Below are 19,436 nucleotides of genomic sequence, written 5' to 3'. Positions count from 1 at the left end.
TGTTTTTATGTAGCTTTTCAAAAAACATCTTTTACCGCCCTAGTGTATTTGAGAGATGCATTCAATAAATTATTCATTTGTGGGAACGGGAAGACTCTTGAGCGTTGTAAAACAAAAAGCCATTTTTTTCGCAAAATGTAAAGGAGGCTCTACAGATTGAATATGAAGATACATAAGGACCGGCTCTGTAAAAAGCCAATGGTTATGCAAAGCGCTTACGATAAGACCTTGCCGCGCAGCAGCTTCTGTAAAACGAGGGATTTCTTCTTGTAAAATAGCAATCTCAGCCAAGTTAGCGCATTTCCCTGTGCGTCTATCGCCTCAAATGATACGCCAACAGGAACGACAGAGCTGCTTTTCCGACCTTGAACAGAAGCTGGAAAACTTCTTTTAAGCGATACGGAGCATCCGGTTGGACTAACTTTGCTTTTAGCGTTTAAAATCTGGCCAAACTGCTGACAAATCTCGCTTGTAGTATACATATAAGCTCCTGCCTTTCTTCAATACTCTTAGTAAGCTTTATGACATAAGAGCTTCACTTATGCAAACCGTGTTCTTATAAAAAAATCCCCTTCACGATGAAGAGGATTTTTTATTATTGAGCATGCGATGAGCGCTCGTTTAACAAATTTTCATAAAAACGAGCAAGTGAAGCAGAAAGGTATGGAATAGACCATAAAAAGCCGATTCCTAGTGTAATAATACTTAATAAAAACCAGCCAAGAAAGCTTAGCAGCAGCAGGAAGTACTGTCCTTTGTAACCATTCATCAACCTGCGGCTTTCTGTAATCGCTTGATTCATCGAGTAAGTAGGATTGTCTTTACAAATATAGTACGTTTGTGAATATGCCAGTGCTTTGATAATTCCAGGAATCAGTAAAAGTAGTGACCACAGCATCACATAAAGAGTCATAAGTACATAAATTCCTAGTGATTTTACATAAAGACCGAAGTCTTGGAATGTTTTAAACAAGTGCCCCAATTGCACAGATTCACCTCGTGCTAAACCTAAAAATGCCCAGTAGTTCGCCATGAGAAGAGGTGAAAAGGCGATAGCAAATGCAGTTGAAATCCATGAGGCGGAATCAGATTCATCATTCATCCAATTGTCATAGCCGCCGCTTGCCATAATTTCAAATGGAATAGGTAGAAGCGTGTAGACTCCGTACGTCACTACCGTCAGTAGAATCGCCAGTCCCCAGCGGTTCTTTAAAGAAGCTTTAGCCTCTTTTTTAATTGTACTAATATTCATGTTGTTCCTCCTTCATTTTTGCTTGTATTAACATGTAAACCATGCACAATTGTTAATTTTGTATGAAATGAAAATAATAGTCAATAGGTTCTGAGATGAAAAGCAAAGCTCCTGTGAAAAATTTTTACTAGACAGATAGAAATCGCTAAATAGGTACAATCTGCTTTTGAAGAAGGAGGAGGTACAAAAGCACTGTGTGCGATGCTTTATTTTAGTATGAAGGAAAACGCTGATGGAAAGACTTTCTAAGATAGGAGGGATTTCTATGTTTGAAATGTTAAAAATGATGCAACAAGTCTTAAACGAAAAGGAATTTTCTTATTGGGTTCATCAAGATCTCTTTAGCTTTCAATGGTGGCTCATAGTGGTAATAAATGCTCTTTTCCTGCTGCTTTTTTACTTCTTCATTGATAGACAGCGTCTTTTTTTTATGCTGCTCGTCTTTTTTATCAGCTTTGACATAGTCGGTTTGGTAGATGAATTCGGCAAATTTTTTAATCTGTGGTGCTACCCTCACCAGATGCTTCCGTTTACAGATCGCTTCAATACGGTTGACTTTGCTATTATTCCGGTAAGTATCGTACTTGTCTACCAATTTTTTAGCAAATGGAAATTTTTCTTTATCGCACATATCATTACGTCTGCCGTTATTACTTTTATAGGCATTCCGATATTCAAAGCGCTGTATTTGTACCAATTGCTGAACTGGTCGATGTTTTATTCATTTCTTACAGTATTCGTCATGGGAATTGTCGTGAAAATGATTAGCGATTGGATTGCAGGTAAGAAGAGAGGCTATAGCGTTAGCTAAACAAATAATACTCCTGTCTATTTGAGATAGGAGTATTATTTGTTTAAGTGAAAACGGCAGTATTCCTTTATAATGAATGTAAGAAAGAATGAGAGGAGACTGTGAAAGTGGAAAAAAAGAATATCACTCAAACATTTTATGATTTAGAATGCAGTCACTTAAAATCAGAGATACGCACCTCTGCTAAAGAGCTTTCAAACATTCTAGCAGATGATTACGTGGAGTTTGGCAGCTCGGGCACGGTATGGAAACGAAAAGACTACAATCACAATCATGCACTATCGCCAGATGTATTCGAAATCTCTCATTTTCATATAGACGTATTGTCTCCTGACTGCGTACTAACTACCTATCATCTTATGAACCATACGGCAGAAAAAAAGACGCTTCGCAGTTCTATTTGGCGAAAAAGAGAAGAAAAGTGGCGTTTGTTTTTCCATCAAGGCACAGTGACAAAAGGTGATTAATAAATAAGATTATTCGGTTATTATTATACTTTCCCTCTATTTGATGCTATGATGAAAGTATATTTTGACGTAAGGGATGTTTTGAGATGAGCAAAAATAACGTAAAAAAAGAAGTGTTTTCATGGATTAAGTCCATTGTTATTGCATTGGTTATAGTAGTGGGAGTCCGCCATTTTTTATTTGCGCCAACTACGGTTCACGGTGAATCGATGTATCCAACGTTTGAAGATTCAAACCGCGTTATTTTAAATAAAATCAGTGATGTTGATCGCTTTGATATGATTGTATTTCATGCACCGGATGCAGATGAAAACTATATTAAACGTGTAATCGGACTGCCAGGAGATACGGTAGAAATGAAAAACGACGTTCTCTATATTAACGGCAAAGCTTATAAAGAGCCGTATTTAAAAGAATCTAAAAAATCTCTTGCACCTAATGAAAAATTCACGGAAGATTTTACGCTTCAAACGCTGCCTGCAACTGATGGCAAAGTGAAGGTACCGAAAAATTCACTATTTGTCATGGGGGACAACCGTCCTGTAAGCCATGATGGACGAGCATTTGGCTTTATTTCACAAAAATCAGTGATCGGAAAAGTGCAGTTTCGCTACTATCCGTTAAATGAAGTAGGCGAACCGAAATAAAAAAGACAGAAAGACTGACGAAATTTAATTCGTCAGTCTTTTTTTGTTGGGTGAAAAGAACTGATTTTTAAAAAAACGACTTGCTTTATGAGAGTTAAACATCTTCTAAAGAATTAGTAAATTAGACCTTATGTTACTTCAAAGTAAGAGTAGGTACTGATAGGTAAATGATTTTTATGGGTATACAGATATATGAAGATAAAGAAGCAAGGATTTTGGAAAGGAGCAGGTCAATATGAAAAACGTATTAATCATTAACGGACACGAGTATTATAAAAAGTCAAAAGGAGAGTTAAATCAGACGATTTTTAACGAAATGCAGCATTTACTCACTGATCAATTTGACATTAAAACAACGGTGGTTGATAAAGGCTACGAAGCAGAAGAAGAAATTGAAAAGTGGCTATGGGCTGATGTTGTGATTATGCAGACGCCTATTTACTGGTTCAGCATTCCCGGAAAGTTTAAGCAATATATTGATCGCGTGTATATGGATAACATTTTTTTTAAAGGCTCCAATCAATACGGGCGAGGCGGCTTATTAACGGGGAAAAAATACATGTTTTCTCTCACGTGGAACGCGCCGGAAGCTATTTTTAACAATGATGAAGCTTTCTATGAAGGAAAAAGTTTGGACGAAGCCATTATGCATTTGCATAGAATGAATCAGTACGTCGGTATGAGTCCACTTCCAACTTACTCTATTCATGATGTAGTCAAACATCCAAACATTGATCACTACAAGCATAAATTAGAAAATCACGTAGCAGAAGTATTTGGAATAGGTGAGGGACATTAAAAATCAATCTCTACAAAAAAACCGACTAAACAGTCGGTTTTTTTTATTCATTATGATGCAAAAATCGTATCTCTTAATTATTGGAGCTGAGGATTCAAAGCCGATTTATGTGGCAACAGTTGTAAAGAGGAACTTCCCTATATTAACGGCAAAATTGTGCGCGTAGAATGTCATGAATGAAATCGCACAATGGTATTTCAAGTTGATGTTTTGAAAGAGTTTTATAAAGAGGTTTATAAGCGTGTCTCTACGAAACCTAACCGAGTATCAAAAAAATATAAAAAAGATATAAATAAATTTTTAATTGGAGTTCCTATAAGGTTAGTGAGCAAGCCTTATCGTCTCATAAAAGATTTTAACGAATCCATGCATACTATTCACCGATACAAAAAATGAACTGCTGCTCTTAAAATTTTTATATATTATATAAATAATTTCCTTAAAAATCATGTTTTGGATGTTTGAGTAAAGGGTATAGTAAATAGTTCTCCGATATGAAATGAATTATGAAGCAGTACTTACACGTATCTTTACTTTAAAGTCTAAGAAGGTGAAGGTATGGGATGGATGAACGACTAGAAAATAAACGTTGGGTTGCCTATTGCCCTGTGACGGATCGGCTCGTAAATCTAGAACTTTCTTCTATTAAAAAAGAAGGAAAGAAAGACATCATCACCAGTTGTACAGGCATTGAAGATATTTGTCATACTTGCTTTATAACAAATACCGGGGATGTATCAAAAGCATAGCGCGATGTTTGTAAAAGAGATGTGAGTTAGCGCTGCCTGTTATTATGACTCATGCACAAACACCTGTAGCATTTATCTTTTTTTTAATGCTACAGGTGTTTTTTGTTTAACTGGAATCTTTTGAAAATAAGCTTGCTGAGCACTTACAGGATATGCACATCAAGCAGCAATTTTAATTGTGAGAATGCTTTTTTAGATGTTATATAAATTTTATCAGGTATGGAGCTAGGAAAAGTAAAAACATAAAAAAGCTGCTTTATATAAAGCAGCTTTCTTACGTGACAGTTTCAAACTTCAGGGTGTGAGGTGGGATAGTTTTTGTTTACCCCCCTATATGTAAATAAAACAATCTAAATGATAATGAAGTAGAAGTTATTTATTCCATTTGTTTATAAATTGTTTAAATCCAACATGAAGCAGTTTAGCGTTGGAAAATAAGGGAAAAAGCATACTAACTTGCCTGTGTATATTTAGAAAAGGAGGGATAAAGATGTCGTTAGCTCATTTTGATGATATTTCAGAAATTTGCTATGCATGTGAAAAACAGCCTCTTGGGAAAAGACAAAAACGCATTGGCGTATGGACGGAAAAAGAAATGAGAAAGCCTGTTGAAGAGAGAGTAGAAAATCAGAAGGTGGTCGCACTTTCTCGTTAATGTAAAAAAGCCTTTAGCTCATCTAAAGGCTTTTTTACGTATTGGCGTTTGGACATGTGTGAAGGGTCATAGAAGCAATCGTTATAAATCTTCTAGTCTTTGAACTTTTTTGCCTTCTATTTTATGCTGTTCCATCGTTTCTTTTAACTCTTTGTTCGCCGTTGTCATCGTTGTTTCATTTGTTACGCCCATAAATGACCAGCCGTGAGATTCAAGCCAGTACTTGAATTCCCGCAAAAACTCTTCCTGCGTTCCTCCCGTATGATAAAAAGCTCCTTGAATTGTAATAGCCGGTTTTTCCGTGTTATACGTCACATACATTTTATTTGCACACATCCAAATAGACCTCCTTTATTAATAAACAAACGTAAATTGACAAAGAAGCGCTGAATCATTCCTCAATAGTTACACTATTTCTCTATTTGACTGCTGTTTTCCTTTTTATCTCTGCGATTAATCATAATTAAATCAAGTTTTTTACAGAAAGAGGAATGTAAGTAAACAGATAAAAAGCTCGTTTCGCAATGAAATCGTCATATTTCTACATATTCTTTAAGGGTCATGTAAAAGTTGTAACATAATGAATGGCACTGTAAGAAACTTAATCCAATTAGAACAAATGTTACTGTTTTTTTTAATGAAAAGGCGAATCTATGTGCTAAGGTAATAACAGGTTCAAATTTTAGGAGGTAGTTTTTGTGAGTAAAAAACGTGTAAAAAAATGGGCAGTTGCTTCTGCAGCGTCTGTAGCATTTCTAGCAAGTCAAGGAACAGCATCAGCAGCAGCTTCGCACAAAGTCGTAAAAGGAGATACCTTGTGGGGGCTTGGCCAACAAAATGGGGTTACGGTAGATGAGCTGAAAGGTGCTAATAACCGCCAAAACGACATGATTTACGTTGGAGAAACATTAACGATTCCTGACCAGGGACAAGCACAACCTGCCGCTAGTCCGGCAACATCTGTACATACAGTAGCACAAGGCGAAACGTTATATCATATTGCAACACAAAACGGCATGACTGTGGATCAGTTAAAAGCTGTTAACGGTTTACAAAGTGATATCATTACCATCGGACAAACATTAAAACTTCAAGGAGAAGCACCGGCGCCGGCACAAACTGCTCCGTCTACATCAGTTTCTGCACAAGATCAAGATTTACTAGCTAGATTAGTAGAGGCAGAAGCAAAAGGTGAGCCGTACCAAGGAAAAGTAGCGGTAGCAATTGTGGTATTAAACCGTGTAGCTTCACCGGAATTCCCAAATAACATTCACGACGTTATTTATCAGCAGCTAGGAAACGGCGTCTATCAATTTTCACCAGTAGCAAACGGAGCAATTAATCAGCCTGCATCAGAAGAATCAAAACGAGCGGTAAGCGAAGCATTATCAAACCCGCATGAAAACGATGCGCTGTTTTTCTATAATCCGAAAATCGCTGAAAGTCAATGGGTTGCAACGCAGCAAGTAACGGCAGTTATCGGAAACCATGTATTTGCAAAATAAGTAGATTTCTTTCAAATATAAACATATATTTCATATATATGTAATTGCGATACAAAGAGGCTGCGACAAAAGTATTTTGCTTAAAGTTAAATCCGAACCATTAATAATTATTAATGGTTCGGATTTTTTGTTGTTATGGTGAACGTAGATTTCATGTATGTAGTTATTTCTAGCTGGTGGTTAGAGGGAAAAGCGAAGACTCCTGCGAAAAAAGCGTAAGGGATGAGACCTCACGGAGCGCGAAGCCTTGCACGGAAAGCAACAGCGGTGAAAAAAGCAGTCCAGATCATTTATTCCTATTATTCGTCCTTAAATGGGGGCGAGGTAGGTATGTTTCAATCTCTTATGTATGAAGAGAGCAATAGCTATTTTTAAGTCTAATTGAACCTTAAAATGCCTTAACAGATCCATCTGTTAAGGCATTTTTTTGCTTAAATTTTGAGAAAACCATTGATTATTTAGAGAATAGTGATATGATAAAGAAAGTCAATTGATAATGATAATCATTTACATATGATGAAGGAGGAGGTAACTAGACTTATAGAGGGAAGAAAGGAGTAAAGAAAGTTGAAGTTTTATCAGTTAATTCTTGTATTTGCTGTACTAGCGGTTTTGTCTCTTTTTGTAGGAGTACAAGATCTGTCAGCGATGGATCTGTTTCATTTAACAAAAGAAGAAAGCCAAACGCTGTTTTTTAGTCGTTTTCCTAGGCTTTTGAGCATTATTATGGCGGGAATGAGCCTTAGTATTTGCGGATTAATTATGCAGCAAATTACGCGAAATAAGTTTGTATCTCCAACAACGGCAGGAACAATGGACTGGGCAAGACTTGGTGTGTTGATTTCTCTACTAGTATTTGCTTCAGCAAGTCCTCTATTAAAAATGAGCATTGCGTTCATTTTCTCACTGGCGGGCAATCTATTGTTTATGAGAATACTAGACAGAATTAAATTTAACGATACGATTTATATTCCACTAGTCGGTTTAATGCTCGGTAGTATCGTAAGTTCCTTAGCTACCTTCATTGCCTACAAATACGATTTGATTCAAAACCTTTCTTCATGGCTGCAAGGCGATTTTTCGCTAGTAGTCAAAGGGAGATATGAACTTTTATACCTGAGTATACCGCTCTTAATGGTCGCTTATCTTTACGCAGATAAGTTCACGGTTGCTGGTATGGGAGAAAGCTTTTCAATCAATTTAGGTGTGAAATACAAACAAATCGTAAACATTGGATTAGTCATTGTTTCGCTTATTACGTCGATTACGATTTTGACCGTTGGCATGCTGCCTTTCTTAGGATTAATCATTCCAAATATCGTATCGATTTACCGTGGAGATCATTTGCGCAAAAGCCTGCCTCATACAGCGCTGCTTGGAGCTGTGTTCGTACTTGCGTGCGATATTTTAGGCAGAGTCATTATTTTCCCTTATGAAATCTCTATTGGGTTAATGGTAGGTGTAATAGGAAGTGCGATCTTTCTTTTTATGCTGATAAGGAGAGGTCGTTATGCATAACAAACATAAAATCATCATTCTCGCCGCGCTGGCCGTTTTATCAGTGGCGCTGTTTATCAGCTATGATTTAGGCTACTGGCAGTACACGCTGCCGCGAAGAATTGAAAAAGTCGCTGCGATTGTTTTAACCGGAGGAGCCATTGCGTTTTCATCCGTTATCTTTCAAACGATTACCAATAACCGAATTCTAACTCCTAGTATTCTAGGACTGGATTCACTGTATTTATTTCTGCAAACGTTTATTGTGTACATCTTTGGCTCGACGAATATTGTCATCATGAACAAAAATCTTAATTTTCTTCTTTGCGTTTCGCTGATGATTATCTTTTCCGTCTTGCTTTACATACTGATGTTCAAAAAAGCCGGTAAGAATATTTTCTTTATTTTACTGGTTGGAATTGTGTTCGGCACGTTATTTAAAAGCATGTCTTCATTTATGGAAATGCTGATTGATCCGAATGAATTTCAAGTTGTACAAGATAAATCATTTGCAAGCTTTAACAATGTTAATACCGATTTGCTATACATAGCAGCCGTCATATTTATCCTGCTTGGCATTTACGTGTGGCGCTTTACATCCATTTTTGATGTACTGTCGTTAGGAAGAGAACATGCGGTAAATTTAGGGATTGATTATGACGGGCTCGTCAAAAAAATGCTGATTGTGATTGCCATTTTTGTCTCAGTGGCTACAGCGTTAGTTGGACCGATCACCTTTCTTGGACTGCTTGTTGTGAACCTGGCGAGAGAGCTGTTCAAAACGTATAAGCACACCTATTTAATGATGGGATCACTGCTGCTTAGTGTTATAGCCCTCGTCGGAGGAGAGTTTATCGTTGAAAAAGTGTTCACCTTCAGCACCACGCTGAGCGTCATCATTGACTTTGCCGGCGGAATTTACTTTATTTATTTGCTGCTAAAGGAGAATAGATCATGGTAGAAGTAACAAATGTCAGTAAAACATACGGAGAAAAAACCGTTTTAGAAAAAACATCCGTTGTGATTCCAAAAGGGAAAATCACGTCATTTATCGGCCCAAACGGAGCGGGGAAAAGTACGCTGCTTTCAATTATGAGCCGTCTCATTAAAGCCGACTCAGGATCAATATCAATAGAAGGAAAAAATATAGAGAATATTGACAGCTCAGATTTAGCTAAAAAAATGAGTATTTTAAAACAGTCCAATCAGCTGAATATCAGGCTTAGCGTACGTGAACTCGTGAATTTTGGCCGGTTCCCTTATTCAAAAGGCCGGTTAACAAAAAGCGATGAACAAGCGGTTGATCAGGCGCTGAGTTATATGAAGCTTGAAAGTATTCAACATAAATACTTGGATGAACTGAGCGGTGGACAGTGTCAGCGAGCTTTTATCGCTATGGTCATCGCACAGGACACGGAGTATATCTTCTTAGATGAACCGCTCAATAACTTAGATATGAAGCATTCTGTTGAAATTATGAAGCTGTTGAAACGTCTCGTAGAAGACTTAGGCAAAACCATTGTGATTGTCATTCACGATATTAATTTTGCGTCTGTCTATTCGGATTACATCGTGGCGCTTAAAAACGGTGAAGTGATCCGTGAAGGCCCAACAGAAACCATCATTCAAACGTCTGTATTAAAGGATATATACGATATGGATATTCCAATCGAAACGGTTGGCGGACAGCGTATTTGCGTGTATTTTTCATAAAATTTATTCATGAGGTGACGAAAGTGAAAAAAGTGTTAGTAATGTTTGTAGCAGTCTTAACCGCGATTGTTGTAGCTGCTTGCGGTAATCAAGGAGCAAAAGAAACAACAGGTGGAGAAAGTAAGCAAAAAGAGACGGTAACAGTAACCGATCAGTTCAATAAAGACGGAATTAAAATTGAGAAAAACCCTAAAAAAGTTGTAGTATTCAGCATGGGTGCACTTGATACGCTAGATAAACTAGGGGTTGAAGTAGCGGGCTTACCAAAACAAGCGATTCCTGAGTATTTATCAAAATATCAAGATGATAAGTACGCAAATGTAGGTGGATTAAAAGAACCTGATTTTGAAAAAATTGCAGAGCTAAATCCAGACTTAATTATTATTCAAGGCCGCCAAGCAGATTCATTTGATGAATTTTCAAAAATTGCGCCGACGATTTATATCGATACAGATAACCAGCACTATATGAAGTCATTTAAAGAAAACACAAAAGTGCTAGGACAAATTTTTGATAAAGAAGATCAAGCGAAAAAAGAGCTAGCAGCGATCGATAAGCAAATTGCAGATTTGAAAAAACAAGCGGCCAAACTAGATAAAAAAGCGCTTGTAATGATGGCAAATGATAGCAAAATGACAGCGTTTGGTCCGGGTTCTAAATACGGATTAATTCACGATGTCTTCGGTATTAAAGCTGCAGACGACAGCCTAGATCCATCGGCTAAGCACGGCCAAAGCATTTCGTACGAATATTTAGTCAAACAAAATCCAGACTACTTATTCGTCGTTGACCGCGGCGCAGCGATTGGTGAAAAATCATCAGCCAAACAAATTGTTGAAAATGATTACGTAAAAGAAATCAGCGCCGTGAAAAACAATCACGTTGTGTATCTTGATCCAGGCCTTTGGTATTTATCTGGAGGAGGCCTTGAGTCAATGGCTGGCATGATTAAAGAAATCAAAGCAGGGATAGAGAAGTAATAGAGAAAAAGGAGCTGGTTATAATCAGCTCTTTTTTTGTGCATCGACTGGGGCAAACTATTCCCCGTACCAAATTATGATATTAACAAATACCCTGAATGCAGAAAGTTTGTCGAGAGGGGTTATCACAACACGCAATTTGATTTTAGGTTAGATCCGCACCGAATGGGAGAAATATTCCAAGGACAGACGCCAAGCAGAAATGGCGGAGACTTGAGCGTAACGCCTCCACCGGAAGCTTTTCCCGTTCCTCACTTATCTGAAATGCCAAATGAGCACGCTCCAGGTTCAGGAGACATGAATGCATAAAAGTATGCCAATTAGCTTTAATGAATTAGAGCTAAAGTAAATAAAAAAACATTGACTGAGAGCTAGTAGTCAATGTTTTTTTATGTTTCTTCAACTGTCATTCCTCTAAAGGTAAGAACATCTCGTCGTTTGCATAAGCTCCGGATGAAATGTTTGTTCTACATCTATTTGTTAATTTAATTGTTTTTTACAAGAAGAAAAGGGAATACTTTCTTTAATCGCTTGTAATAGAAAGCTAATAAGGGGCATGCTGCTATGAGTAGTCAACAAGATGAATTTTTATTTAAAAGAGAGCTCTATCGCTTAGTACAAGAATATAAACGTTGTAAAGTTGAAGAAATTAGACGGGCCATTCAAAAGGATATTCTGCTTTTGAAAAAGGTTATAAATAACTAAAATAGATAGACACAGACAAAAAAGCTCATGTTAGTTAATAAATGAACTTTTTTGTCTGTTTTAAACTTGCTCAAACGAATTAATATGTCTATTAATGGTCTTAGGAAGATTATGGATCATATTAAACAAAGCTAACGCAGCTGTTTCCAGTTCTTCATAACGATAAATGATATCGTTCTCAATGTCGCAGATTTGAAAACTGTTTAATTGTTCTGAATAACTCAGTGTAAACCTATTAGCAAGAGTATGAGTAATGTCACTATCTTTATAATTTACTAAATTTGTTATCATATGCTTAATTTCAGTAAGGTTCATTCACCAAGTCACCCTTTCATGTTATTGAGGTTATCATATCATGTACAGGTAATTTGAATGCTGTTTTTTACAATTTGTAACACCAATTTTCAAAATGAAACATAAAGGTAATAAAAAGTTAAAATGAGCAGCTTAACGCAAGCTGAACATCTCCTAAGAGGGTGTAGGATTTTCTTTAGAGTAGGTCAACTCCAACTTTTTATCCGCGATTTCTTTTAGACCAATACGGATCATACTGAATACTAAAATCCATAAGACAACCGTCAAAATCGTATGTCCTGCTGGGACAACACCTAGTATAGGTGAGTCCCAAAGAGCGTGCATAAAAACGACAAGCAAAAATACACCGAGAAATTTCGGTTTTATCAGCATGTTCCACTGAAATTTCTTATCTCCTTGTACGATGCATATGGCAGCTCCTGTCAAGGCAGCCCAAGCCACATGCCCCCCAGGAGCAAAAATACTGCGCCAGAGTATTGTGGAATAAAGCATGTGAAAGCTGCCGGAAAGAAGTGCCCGTAGAGCATAGCCAGCGGTTTCAAAAGCAGCAAAACCAGCTCCTATTGCAGCTCCTAAAAGAAGGCCGTTAAGGATATATCTATATTTAAGATTGCGCACAAAATAAATAACAGCGATAACTTTAGCCAGTTCCTCACATATTCCAATTACAATCACGTTTGTGTTATTTCCAAGAATATCGTAAAACACAAGTGCTAATAAAAGTGAAAGGATTCCGCCAATAAAAACGACATAAACAATTTTGTAAATAGCAATATTCTGGGGAGCGTTCATTTCCCAAAAGAAAATGAGAGTAGTAAATGGAACTGCAAAAGCACCGACTACAATAAGACCTGGTATGAAGTTGATGTTTTCGAACAAACTTACGCCTAGATATAGGCCTAAGTATGCGACAAGCGCAATAAGAAAGACCCTTGCAAAAAGCCAAGGTTTTGGCCATGTATTTACAACTTCTTCTATTTTAGGAGTCGTAAGCCCTGTCCCTACAATAAAAAGCCGTTCAGCTTCCATTTCACTGTGCTGTCGGAAGACTCGAGAAAATATATTTCGAAACTTAGGTTCAACGGAACGTTCATTTCTCGGAATTTTATCAACACGATGGGCAAACAAGTAGAATATGCTGTAGTTTTCGTTGTGGTCCACGATTTCATGGCCGCAATTTAAGCAGAATTTTACCCCTTCCGAATTAGAATAAGCACAATGGGGGCATTTCATTTATCTTCCTCCTTTTTCTAGATGTAAATCGTTTGACGCTTGTCTTCTGACATCTTCTACATATATTATGTGAGCTGATGAAAAAAGCATAAGAGGGTTTGGTAGGTAATTTGCTTAAATAATGGAATGGTATGTATTATATAAAAGAACAGAAGCTATTTTAAAAAGATACCTTATTAAAACTAAAAAAGGGCTGTGTCATAAGTCGAATATTCGACCTACAGCACAGCCCTTTATATGATTGAAAATGTGGATTTAAGTCCGTTTTCTTTACAGTACTACGCAATAAAAAAGCTTCCTGAAATAAAAACGATCACACCAATAATCATCATTAACGTTTCGCGGTCTTTTTTTCCTGTTTTTTTATTAGCAGGAAGCAGCGATTTTGCAAGAGGCTTGGCAAAAATAATGACAAGCATGCAAACAGCAGCAAAGATGCCAAGCGCCAGCTGAAAATTACCTTCAATAAAGACGCATGCCATTAAAAGTACAAGACTTATTTTTAGAAAAATTTTTGATAGGTTCACTATCAACACTCCTTTAGAACACTTAATACGAAAGACTTAGTGATTTTTTTATGTGCCTGTTGTTTTCTACGGCTTGAAGGAGAAAATGAGCGACGTCAGAACGGCTGATATTGCGTCCGTTTTCTGGTATGCTAGCTTCTCCTATACGATAATACGTGGTTAATGGACCGCTCGTTAAACCCATTGGCCGAGCAACGGTCCAGTCGAGTCCGCTTACCTTCAAGAGCTTCACGGCTTCGTGATGATCGCGAAGCACATTTTTTAAAATACGCTGAGCAAGCCAGCCCGTCATCCCAGGAATTTCTCCGTCGATTCCCGCTGAAGCCGTGTAGGCGATACGCTGAATTCCGTTTTCGTTCATACATTGAATCAGCAGATTTGTCGTTTCTACTAAAAGGGTAGAATGCCCTAGATTTTCGGTTCCAAGACAAGAAATTACTGCATCACACCCCCGCATGGCCTGACAAACTTCATAATAATCAAGCACGTCCCCTTGTATGATGTGTACGTTCGCATGCGTTATCTTAAGCTTAGATGGATTTCGCACAAATGCTTTTACATAATGTCCGTTTTTAATCGCTTGCTTTATTAATTCCTGTCCGGTCCTGCCACTTGCGCCAATCAAAAAAATGTTCATACGATCAACCCTTTCGTTTCAATGTAGGTAGTAAAAACGAAATTTTCTTTTACCATAACACATTTTTCTCGATTTAGCTTGTCAAAACATAAAAGCTGCTTACGAGATTCATCAAAGTAAGAGGTATCCTCTGTTCTTTTTTAAAACTTATGTCATAGACTGTCTAGAAAACAAGGAAATGTACGAACGGTTTATAAAGGTGTTTAATGCTATAGAAGCGAAAGGGTATTATAGGAATAAGGGACGAACAGAAGGGGCGATGCACTATGAAAAAAACGGTAAGCCGAGCACGTGTTATCATAGTACTAATAGGTTTTCCGCTCATCTTTCTCATTATGGCGCTTGTGACGGGTGAGTGGCGATATATGACTTGGATGATCCCGCCTGCACTGATGTCATGTTGGACGGCACTCTTCGTATTAAGAAAGCAAGAAGAAAGATAACAGGAAATTTGAACTATTGCATCGAATTTATAGAAAAAGTATAAAATGATAGAAAGCTATAGTAAGAAAATTTAATGAAGGACGGTGTGAAGATGAACGGACAACAGTTATTGTATGGGTTGCTTACGTCTAAAGGCGATATCCTAAGAGCTGCTTATGTGTTATGTGACCACCGCATTTATACGGAAATGTCAGCACAGTATCAGCAAACGGAGCATACGGATTTTCAAGCATCATTGGTAGAAGAAATGAAATTGCTTGAAAAACAGCCTGAAGTAGACATGCATCTGCATATTTTGCTTGAAATGGCGAAGTTTTTTGAACTTCCTGTTTCTCATGCTACGACAAATGGCGAGCTGTACGAGTTAAGTGATAACATTGGAAATTTGCTTGTATCTAAATACAATGAGCTGTTTTCAATTGCACGCTGTCATACGCTAGAAGACGTAATGCGCCATCAAATCCGACTGTTCTTTCATCTAATTGATTCGCAGTACATGATTGCTACAAATCGTCAGCAAGTTGTGTTTCAGCAGCAGTTGATGAATTGGATTGAACAGCTAAACCCCATGTATCAAGAAAGAATGATTGATGCATTAGGAGACTATCAGCAGGAATCGCTTGTGAAACTGCTGCAAAAAAAAGGGACAATCGAGCTATACAAACAGCTTCCTCCGCACGCATACCCTGCTATTTCAGGCCTTATGGCAACCGTAATGAGTATTTTTATTCCCGTTAATTACCCGCCAGCACTGCTATTTAGTATGAATGCGCCGCTGTTTTTAATGGCGAGCTTTGAAAGTCATGAAATTATTGCAAAACGCAAAGAAGCTGGAACTTTTTTACCGCTGTTATTAGTAGTTGTTCAGCTGATGTGGACGTACAAGCTTGAGCATCAGGATGAGCTGTTGAATTATCAGTCTCTGCTGATTAAATGGTCATCTGTACACACAGCGTATCAAGATTATGTAAAAAAGAAAGAGCAGTCACTGTTTGACCGTGAACGGTTGGACAGCTTTATTTATAAAACAGAGCAGTATGTTAAGCAGCTCCGAGCTACGGAGAAAAAGACGGTGAAACAAATTGAAACCCTCAAAACAGCTATTCGCCATCAGCTTGATGAAATGGAGCTCACATCATTAAACGGAGGGCTTGTGCTTCAAAAAATGATTGAAGAGCATGAATCATTAAAACAAGATGTAGAAGAACTGCAGCGTAAGCTTTCGATTAAAGGTGACTTCTTCTCTAAAGTAAGGCTGACGTTCCGTTCTGCAGAACGAGCTGTCAAAAGCAAAGTGAAAGAAGTAGAGCGTAAAAAAGTGCTTATGCAAATGACGGACTTTATTTTAGCAAATCGTTTGCCCGTATGCGTGGATATTCAAAATGAAATTTATGATTATCAAGACGAGTTGACGACGACTATTTTTCAAATTGATCAGCAGGTCGAGCTGCTTGAAGAAACAAAACAAAGCCGCCAGCTAGCCGATGCAAAAGTACGCCGCTATGATCAAGAAATAAAGCGATTTGAACGGAACTACTACGGCTTAAAAGAAGGGACCGTTGAAGAGATGGCACAGTAAACGTATTTTATCCGAACGAGTTTGATTCTTGATGGAGAATTAAACTCGTTTAGTTATGTCTCAACCTTATTCTCTGTCTGTAGGAGCGGACAGCTGATCTTTATACACATCTACATAGAGCATGCCGTTTGTTGACACAACTGCATACAGCACTTGGTTCAACTGAAGCTGACGATTTGAAAGCTCAAGGTTGATCCATTGTTCGGTATATTGAGATGTTAAATTTTTATGAATAATTTCTCCATCCATGATGAGTTCTACCGGTAAATTCATTTCTTTAAACGGCTTAGACAAAACGTCCTGTTTGGCAATGTTTTGATAAGCTGCTTTTTTTAATACTGACAGTTTTCCGCTTACTTCTAAAACAGCAAATTCTACTTCAGCAATGTTGAACGTTCCTAGTTCTCGTAAATGCTGATTCAAGTCGTCAATAGAATATTTGACTTTTTTCATATTTGCTTCAAGAAGCTTTCCTTTTTCCATAATAACCGTCGGACGGCCTGTAATCCATTTTCGTAAGCGCCTGCTTTTTAGAGCTGTTGATGCTAAAAGAAAATGAATGGCCACAAGAAAAGCAAAAGAAGCGAACATCGGCAGAAATTTTAATTTTAAATCAAATCCCATATTTGCGATGAACGATCCAATAATGATGGACATTGCAAATGTAAAATGATTATTATGCGTGTTAATTTGTTTTCCAATCAGGAAAGTTGTAATGCTTAAGATAATAAAAGAAACAAAGGTTCTAAGAAGGGACAAAAGAATGTCTTCCATCGCTTGTGATGTCACCTGCTTTCTCATAAATAGAAAGAGTATCTATCTCTATAGCGTTATCCATTTAAAGGATCGTTATACAAGAAAAAACATCAAGAAGAAGTGCGGATAATGCGTTCACATTCGGCTGCTTAAAAAGGGGTAGAAAGGCTGTAGGTAAGGGATAGAAGCAAACAAAAAGAATGTGCAAATTCCTTTGAAATTTTTTGGAGGATTTGTTACAATAAAGGTGCTTATTTTTGTTCGGTAAGGATAGTTCGAAGTGTTCGTCTTGACTTATTGTAAGAGCAGGAATAGAGTAATACACAATGTGTGGATTGTCACACAAGGAGGAAAAGAGATATGTTACAAGGTAAAGTAAAATGGTTCAACGCTGAAAAAGGTTTCGGTTTCATCGAAGTAGAAGGACAAGACGATGTATTCGTACACTTCTCTGCTATCCAAGGCGAAGGTTTCAAAACTTTAGAAGAAGGTCAAGAAGTTACATTTGAAATCGTTGAAGGCAACCGTGGACCACAAGCTGCTAACGTTCAAAAGTAATTTTTTTTATAAAGTTTAAGCCGATCAGCAGAACGTTTCTCTGGTCGTTCGTTAAACTAAACTGGGAGAAGGCCCCTTTTATAAAAGGGGTCTTTTCTTGTTCGCTTTTTACACCTTGTTGACGATTTCTTTGATTTTGTAGAAGTATTCAAATATGAAAAAAACTAGTCACGCAGTATAAAAAAAGCGTATAATGAAATGATGAAAATAGGAATTGTAGAGCAGAAAGGATTTTAAAACGTATGAGCAACCAACTTCAAGAAACAATGGTCGATTCGCGTCGTACATTCGCCATTATTTCTCACCCGGATGCCGGGAAAACAACGTTAACAGAAAAAATGCTGTTACTGGGTGGAATGATTCGTTCAGCCGGAACGGTTAAAGGAAAAAAATCAGGCAAGTTTGCTACATCTGACTGGATGGAAATCGAAAAACAACGTGGAATTTCGGTTACATCAAGTGTTATGCAGTTTGAGTATAAAGATCACTTTATTAACATCTTGGATACACCAGGACACGAAGACTTCAGTGAGGATACGTATCGTACCTTAACGGCTGTAGACAGTGCGGTCATGGTTATTGACGGAACAAAAGGGATTGAAGCACAAACGCTTAAACTTTTTAAAGTTTGTCGTATGCGCGGTATTCCCATCCTAACATTTATCAATAAATTAGACCGTGAAGGAAAAGAGCCGCTTGAGCTGCTTGAAGAAATTGAAGATGTACTCGGTATTGAATCATACCCTGTAACGTGGCCAATTGGCATGGGGAAACGATTCCAAGGAACGTATGACCGTTTTTCAAAACAAATTGAAGTATACCAAGGAAACAAAGAGTCATATTTTGCAGACTTTGACGGTGAAAATATCGACGATGAAATTAAAAAGCACGTCGATGAAATGTATTTACCAGGCTTAGTGGATGATTTATCTCTATTAGACGAAGCAGGTAATGATTTTTCAATTGAAAAAGTAAAGCAAGGTCTATTAACACCTGTTTTCTTCGGAAGTGCGATTGCAAACTTTGGTGTACAGTCTTTCTTTAATTCATTTTTACAATTAACATCACCGCCGCAGCCTCGTGAATCAACGAATGGCACCGTTCAGCCTACGGATGAAAACTTCTCAGGTTTCATCTTTAAAATTCAAGCGAACATGAACCCAGCTCACCGCGACCGCATTGCATTCGTACGCGTATGTTCAGGGAAATTCGAGCGTGGAATGAACGTGACGTTAGCAAGAACAAACCGTAAAATGAAGCTAGCGCAGTCTCATCAGTTCCTGGCGTCAAGCCGTGAAACAGTAGACACAGCGTATCCTGGAGATATCATTGGTTTATATGATTCAGGCACGTATCAAATCGGGGACACAATTGTAGGAGAAGGAAAAGTATTCGAATTTGATGCTCTTCCAAAGTTCCCGCCTGAACTGTTTGTAAAAGTTCGTGCGAAAAACGCAATGAAATCCAAGCACTTTGAAAAAGGGATTAATCAGTGAAGCGGCGCACGAAAATGCGAAAGCGTTTCACGATAAATGCGAAAACGCAGTCCCTCAGCTTCGTAAGTAGGGTTAATATCGGCTGGCTAACTGAACCAGTACATGCAACAA

General features: G+C 37.7%; 20 protein-coding genes and 3 pseudogenes. 16 read left to right on the top strand and 7 right to left on the bottom strand.

What is annotated here, in order from left to right; genetic code table 11:
* Positions 1-69: 69 nt before the first annotated feature.
* A pseudogene (locus ACO1DI_RS00865) lies at positions 70-482 on the bottom strand (DUF1259 domain-containing protein).
* A gap of 113 nt (positions 483-595) precedes the next feature.
* Positions 596-1,252 (bottom strand): DUF975 family protein, encoded by a 657-nt coding sequence (locus ACO1DI_RS00860; protein ID WP_423144967.1) that lies wholly within the window; start codon positions 1,250-1,252, stop codon positions 596-598.
* 265 nt (positions 1,253-1,517) lie between these two features.
* Here ACO1DI_RS00860 and ACO1DI_RS00855 point away from each other — a divergent pair, with 265 nt between their 5' ends.
* The 6 genes from ACO1DI_RS00855 to ACO1DI_RS00830 all read left to right on the top strand — a co-directional run bounded on the left by ACO1DI_RS00855 (position 1,518) and on the right by ACO1DI_RS00830 (position 5,380).
* Entirely contained in the window at positions 1,518-2,063 is a 546-nt protein-coding gene (locus ACO1DI_RS00855) for a CBO0543 family protein (protein ID WP_115654349.1), read from the top strand.
* A gap of 107 nt (positions 2,064-2,170) precedes the next feature.
* Positions 2,171-2,530 (top strand): DUF4440 domain-containing protein, encoded by a 360-nt coding sequence (locus ACO1DI_RS00850; protein ID WP_115654348.1) that lies wholly within the window; start codon positions 2,171-2,173, stop codon positions 2,528-2,530.
* An 86-nt stretch (positions 2,531-2,616) separates the two neighbouring features.
* Complete coding sequence (lepB, locus tag ACO1DI_RS00845; RefSeq protein ID WP_028414470.1) at positions 2,617-3,177, top strand: signal peptidase I; 561 nt, start codon at positions 2,617-2,619, stop codon at positions 3,175-3,177.
* A 235-nt stretch (positions 3,178-3,412) separates the two neighbouring features.
* Positions 3,413-3,976, top strand: a complete 564-nt coding sequence (locus ACO1DI_RS00840; RefSeq protein ID WP_423144966.1) for an NAD(P)H-dependent oxidoreductase — start codon at positions 3,413-3,415, stop codon at positions 3,974-3,976.
* 563 nt (positions 3,977-4,539) lie between these two features.
* A complete protein-coding gene (locus tag ACO1DI_RS00835) occupies positions 4,540-4,725 on the top strand; it encodes a hypothetical protein (RefSeq protein WP_115654346.1) in 186 nt (61 codons plus the stop codon).
* Positions 4,726-5,215: 490 nt separating this feature from the next.
* Positions 5,216-5,380, top strand: a complete 165-nt coding sequence (locus tag ACO1DI_RS00830) for a hypothetical protein (RefSeq protein ID WP_013057894.1) — start codon at positions 5,216-5,218, stop codon at positions 5,378-5,380.
* A gap of 81 nt (positions 5,381-5,461) precedes the next feature.
* Here ACO1DI_RS00830 and ACO1DI_RS00825 read toward each other — a convergent pair whose 3' ends face one another.
* Complete coding sequence (locus ACO1DI_RS00825) at positions 5,462-5,716, bottom strand: hypothetical protein (protein WP_013057893.1); 255 nt, start codon at positions 5,714-5,716, stop codon at positions 5,462-5,464.
* A gap of 362 nt (positions 5,717-6,078) precedes the next feature.
* Between ACO1DI_RS00825 and ACO1DI_RS00820 the strand changes: the two genes are divergently transcribed.
* The 7 genes and pseudogenes from ACO1DI_RS00820 to ACO1DI_RS00790 all read left to right on the top strand — a co-directional run bounded on the left by ACO1DI_RS00820 (position 6,079) and on the right by ACO1DI_RS00790 (position 11,780).
* Complete coding sequence (locus ACO1DI_RS00820) at positions 6,079-6,885, top strand: cell wall hydrolase (protein ID WP_013057892.1); 807 nt, start codon at positions 6,079-6,081, stop codon at positions 6,883-6,885.
* Between the two features lie 567 nt (positions 6,886-7,452).
* A complete protein-coding gene (locus ACO1DI_RS00815; protein WP_423144965.1) occupies positions 7,453-8,403 on the top strand; it encodes an ABC transporter permease in 951 nt (316 codons plus the stop codon).
* Positions 8,396-9,343, top strand: a complete 948-nt coding sequence (locus ACO1DI_RS00810) for an iron chelate uptake ABC transporter family permease subunit (RefSeq protein ID WP_209367010.1) — start codon at positions 8,396-8,398, stop codon at positions 9,341-9,343. Before ACO1DI_RS00815 ends, ACO1DI_RS00810 begins: the two co-directional genes overlap by 8 nt.
* Complete coding sequence (locus ACO1DI_RS00805) at positions 9,337-10,095, top strand: ABC transporter ATP-binding protein (RefSeq protein WP_115654343.1); 759 nt, start codon at positions 9,337-9,339, stop codon at positions 10,093-10,095. Before ACO1DI_RS00810 ends, ACO1DI_RS00805 begins: the two co-directional genes overlap by 7 nt.
* A 23-nt stretch (positions 10,096-10,118) precedes the next feature.
* A complete protein-coding gene (locus tag ACO1DI_RS00800; protein ID WP_115654342.1) occupies positions 10,119-11,075 on the top strand; it encodes a siderophore ABC transporter substrate-binding protein in 957 nt (318 codons plus the stop codon).
* 36 nt (positions 11,076-11,111) lie between these two features.
* Positions 11,112-11,384: pseudogene (locus ACO1DI_RS00795) on the top strand (manganese catalase family protein); the annotation flags it as partial.
* A gap of 255 nt (positions 11,385-11,639) precedes the next feature.
* Positions 11,640-11,780, top strand: coding sequence for a hypothetical protein (locus tag ACO1DI_RS00790; RefSeq protein WP_014459290.1), 141 nt, complete (start codon positions 11,640-11,642; stop codon positions 11,778-11,780).
* A 468-nt stretch (positions 11,781-12,248) separates the two neighbouring features.
* Here the strand turns inward: ACO1DI_RS00790 and ACO1DI_RS00785 are convergent, their stop codons facing one another.
* The 3 genes from ACO1DI_RS00785 to ACO1DI_RS00775 form a co-directional block, all read right to left on the bottom strand.
* On the bottom strand, positions 12,249-13,328 hold the full coding sequence (locus ACO1DI_RS00785) for a PrsW family intramembrane metalloprotease (protein WP_115654341.1): 1,080 nt from the start codon (positions 13,326-13,328) through the stop codon (positions 12,249-12,251).
* Between the two features lie 278 nt (positions 13,329-13,606).
* A complete protein-coding gene (locus tag ACO1DI_RS00780) occupies positions 13,607-13,855 on the bottom strand; it encodes a hypothetical protein (protein ID WP_014459293.1) in 249 nt (82 codons plus the stop codon).
* A gap of 22 nt (positions 13,856-13,877) precedes the next feature.
* The gene (locus tag ACO1DI_RS00775) at positions 13,878-14,492 is read right to left on the bottom strand and encodes an NAD(P)-dependent oxidoreductase (protein WP_028414459.1); all 615 of its coding nucleotides are present in this window, start codon (positions 14,490-14,492) and stop codon (positions 13,878-13,880) included.
* A 535-nt stretch (positions 14,493-15,027) separates the two neighbouring features.
* Between ACO1DI_RS00775 and ACO1DI_RS00770 the strand changes: the two genes are divergently transcribed.
* The gene (locus ACO1DI_RS00770; protein ID WP_115654338.1) at positions 15,028-16,515 is read left to right on the top strand and encodes a hypothetical protein; all 1,488 of its coding nucleotides are present in this window, start codon (positions 15,028-15,030) and stop codon (positions 16,513-16,515) included.
* Positions 16,516-16,581: 66 nt separating this feature from the next.
* Here ACO1DI_RS00770 and ACO1DI_RS00765 read toward each other — a convergent pair whose 3' ends face one another.
* Positions 16,582-17,316, bottom strand: a complete 735-nt coding sequence (locus ACO1DI_RS00765; protein ID WP_258873836.1) for a DUF421 domain-containing protein — start codon at positions 17,314-17,316, stop codon at positions 16,582-16,584.
* A 315-nt stretch (positions 17,317-17,631) separates the two neighbouring features.
* On the opposite strand from ACO1DI_RS00765, the gene cspD reads away from it, so the two are divergent.
* Both cspD and ACO1DI_RS00755 read left to right on the top strand, forming a co-directional pair.
* Positions 17,632-17,829, top strand: a complete 198-nt coding sequence (cspD, locus tag ACO1DI_RS00760; RefSeq protein ID WP_013057877.1) for a cold-shock protein CspD — start codon at positions 17,632-17,634, stop codon at positions 17,827-17,829.
* A 242-nt stretch (positions 17,830-18,071) separates the two neighbouring features.
* A pseudogene (locus ACO1DI_RS00755) lies at positions 18,072-19,322 on the top strand (peptide chain release factor 3); the annotation flags it as partial.
* Positions 19,323-19,436: the final 114 nt, after the last annotated feature.

This window comes from Priestia sp. 40 (assembly GCF_049368575.1).
In the GTDB taxonomy this organism is placed as follows: domain Bacteria; phylum Bacillota; class Bacilli; order Bacillales; family Bacillaceae_H; genus Priestia; species Priestia zanthoxyli.
Note: the sequence above shows the minus strand (reverse complement) of the source record. Positions and strands in the feature narration are given on the sequence as shown.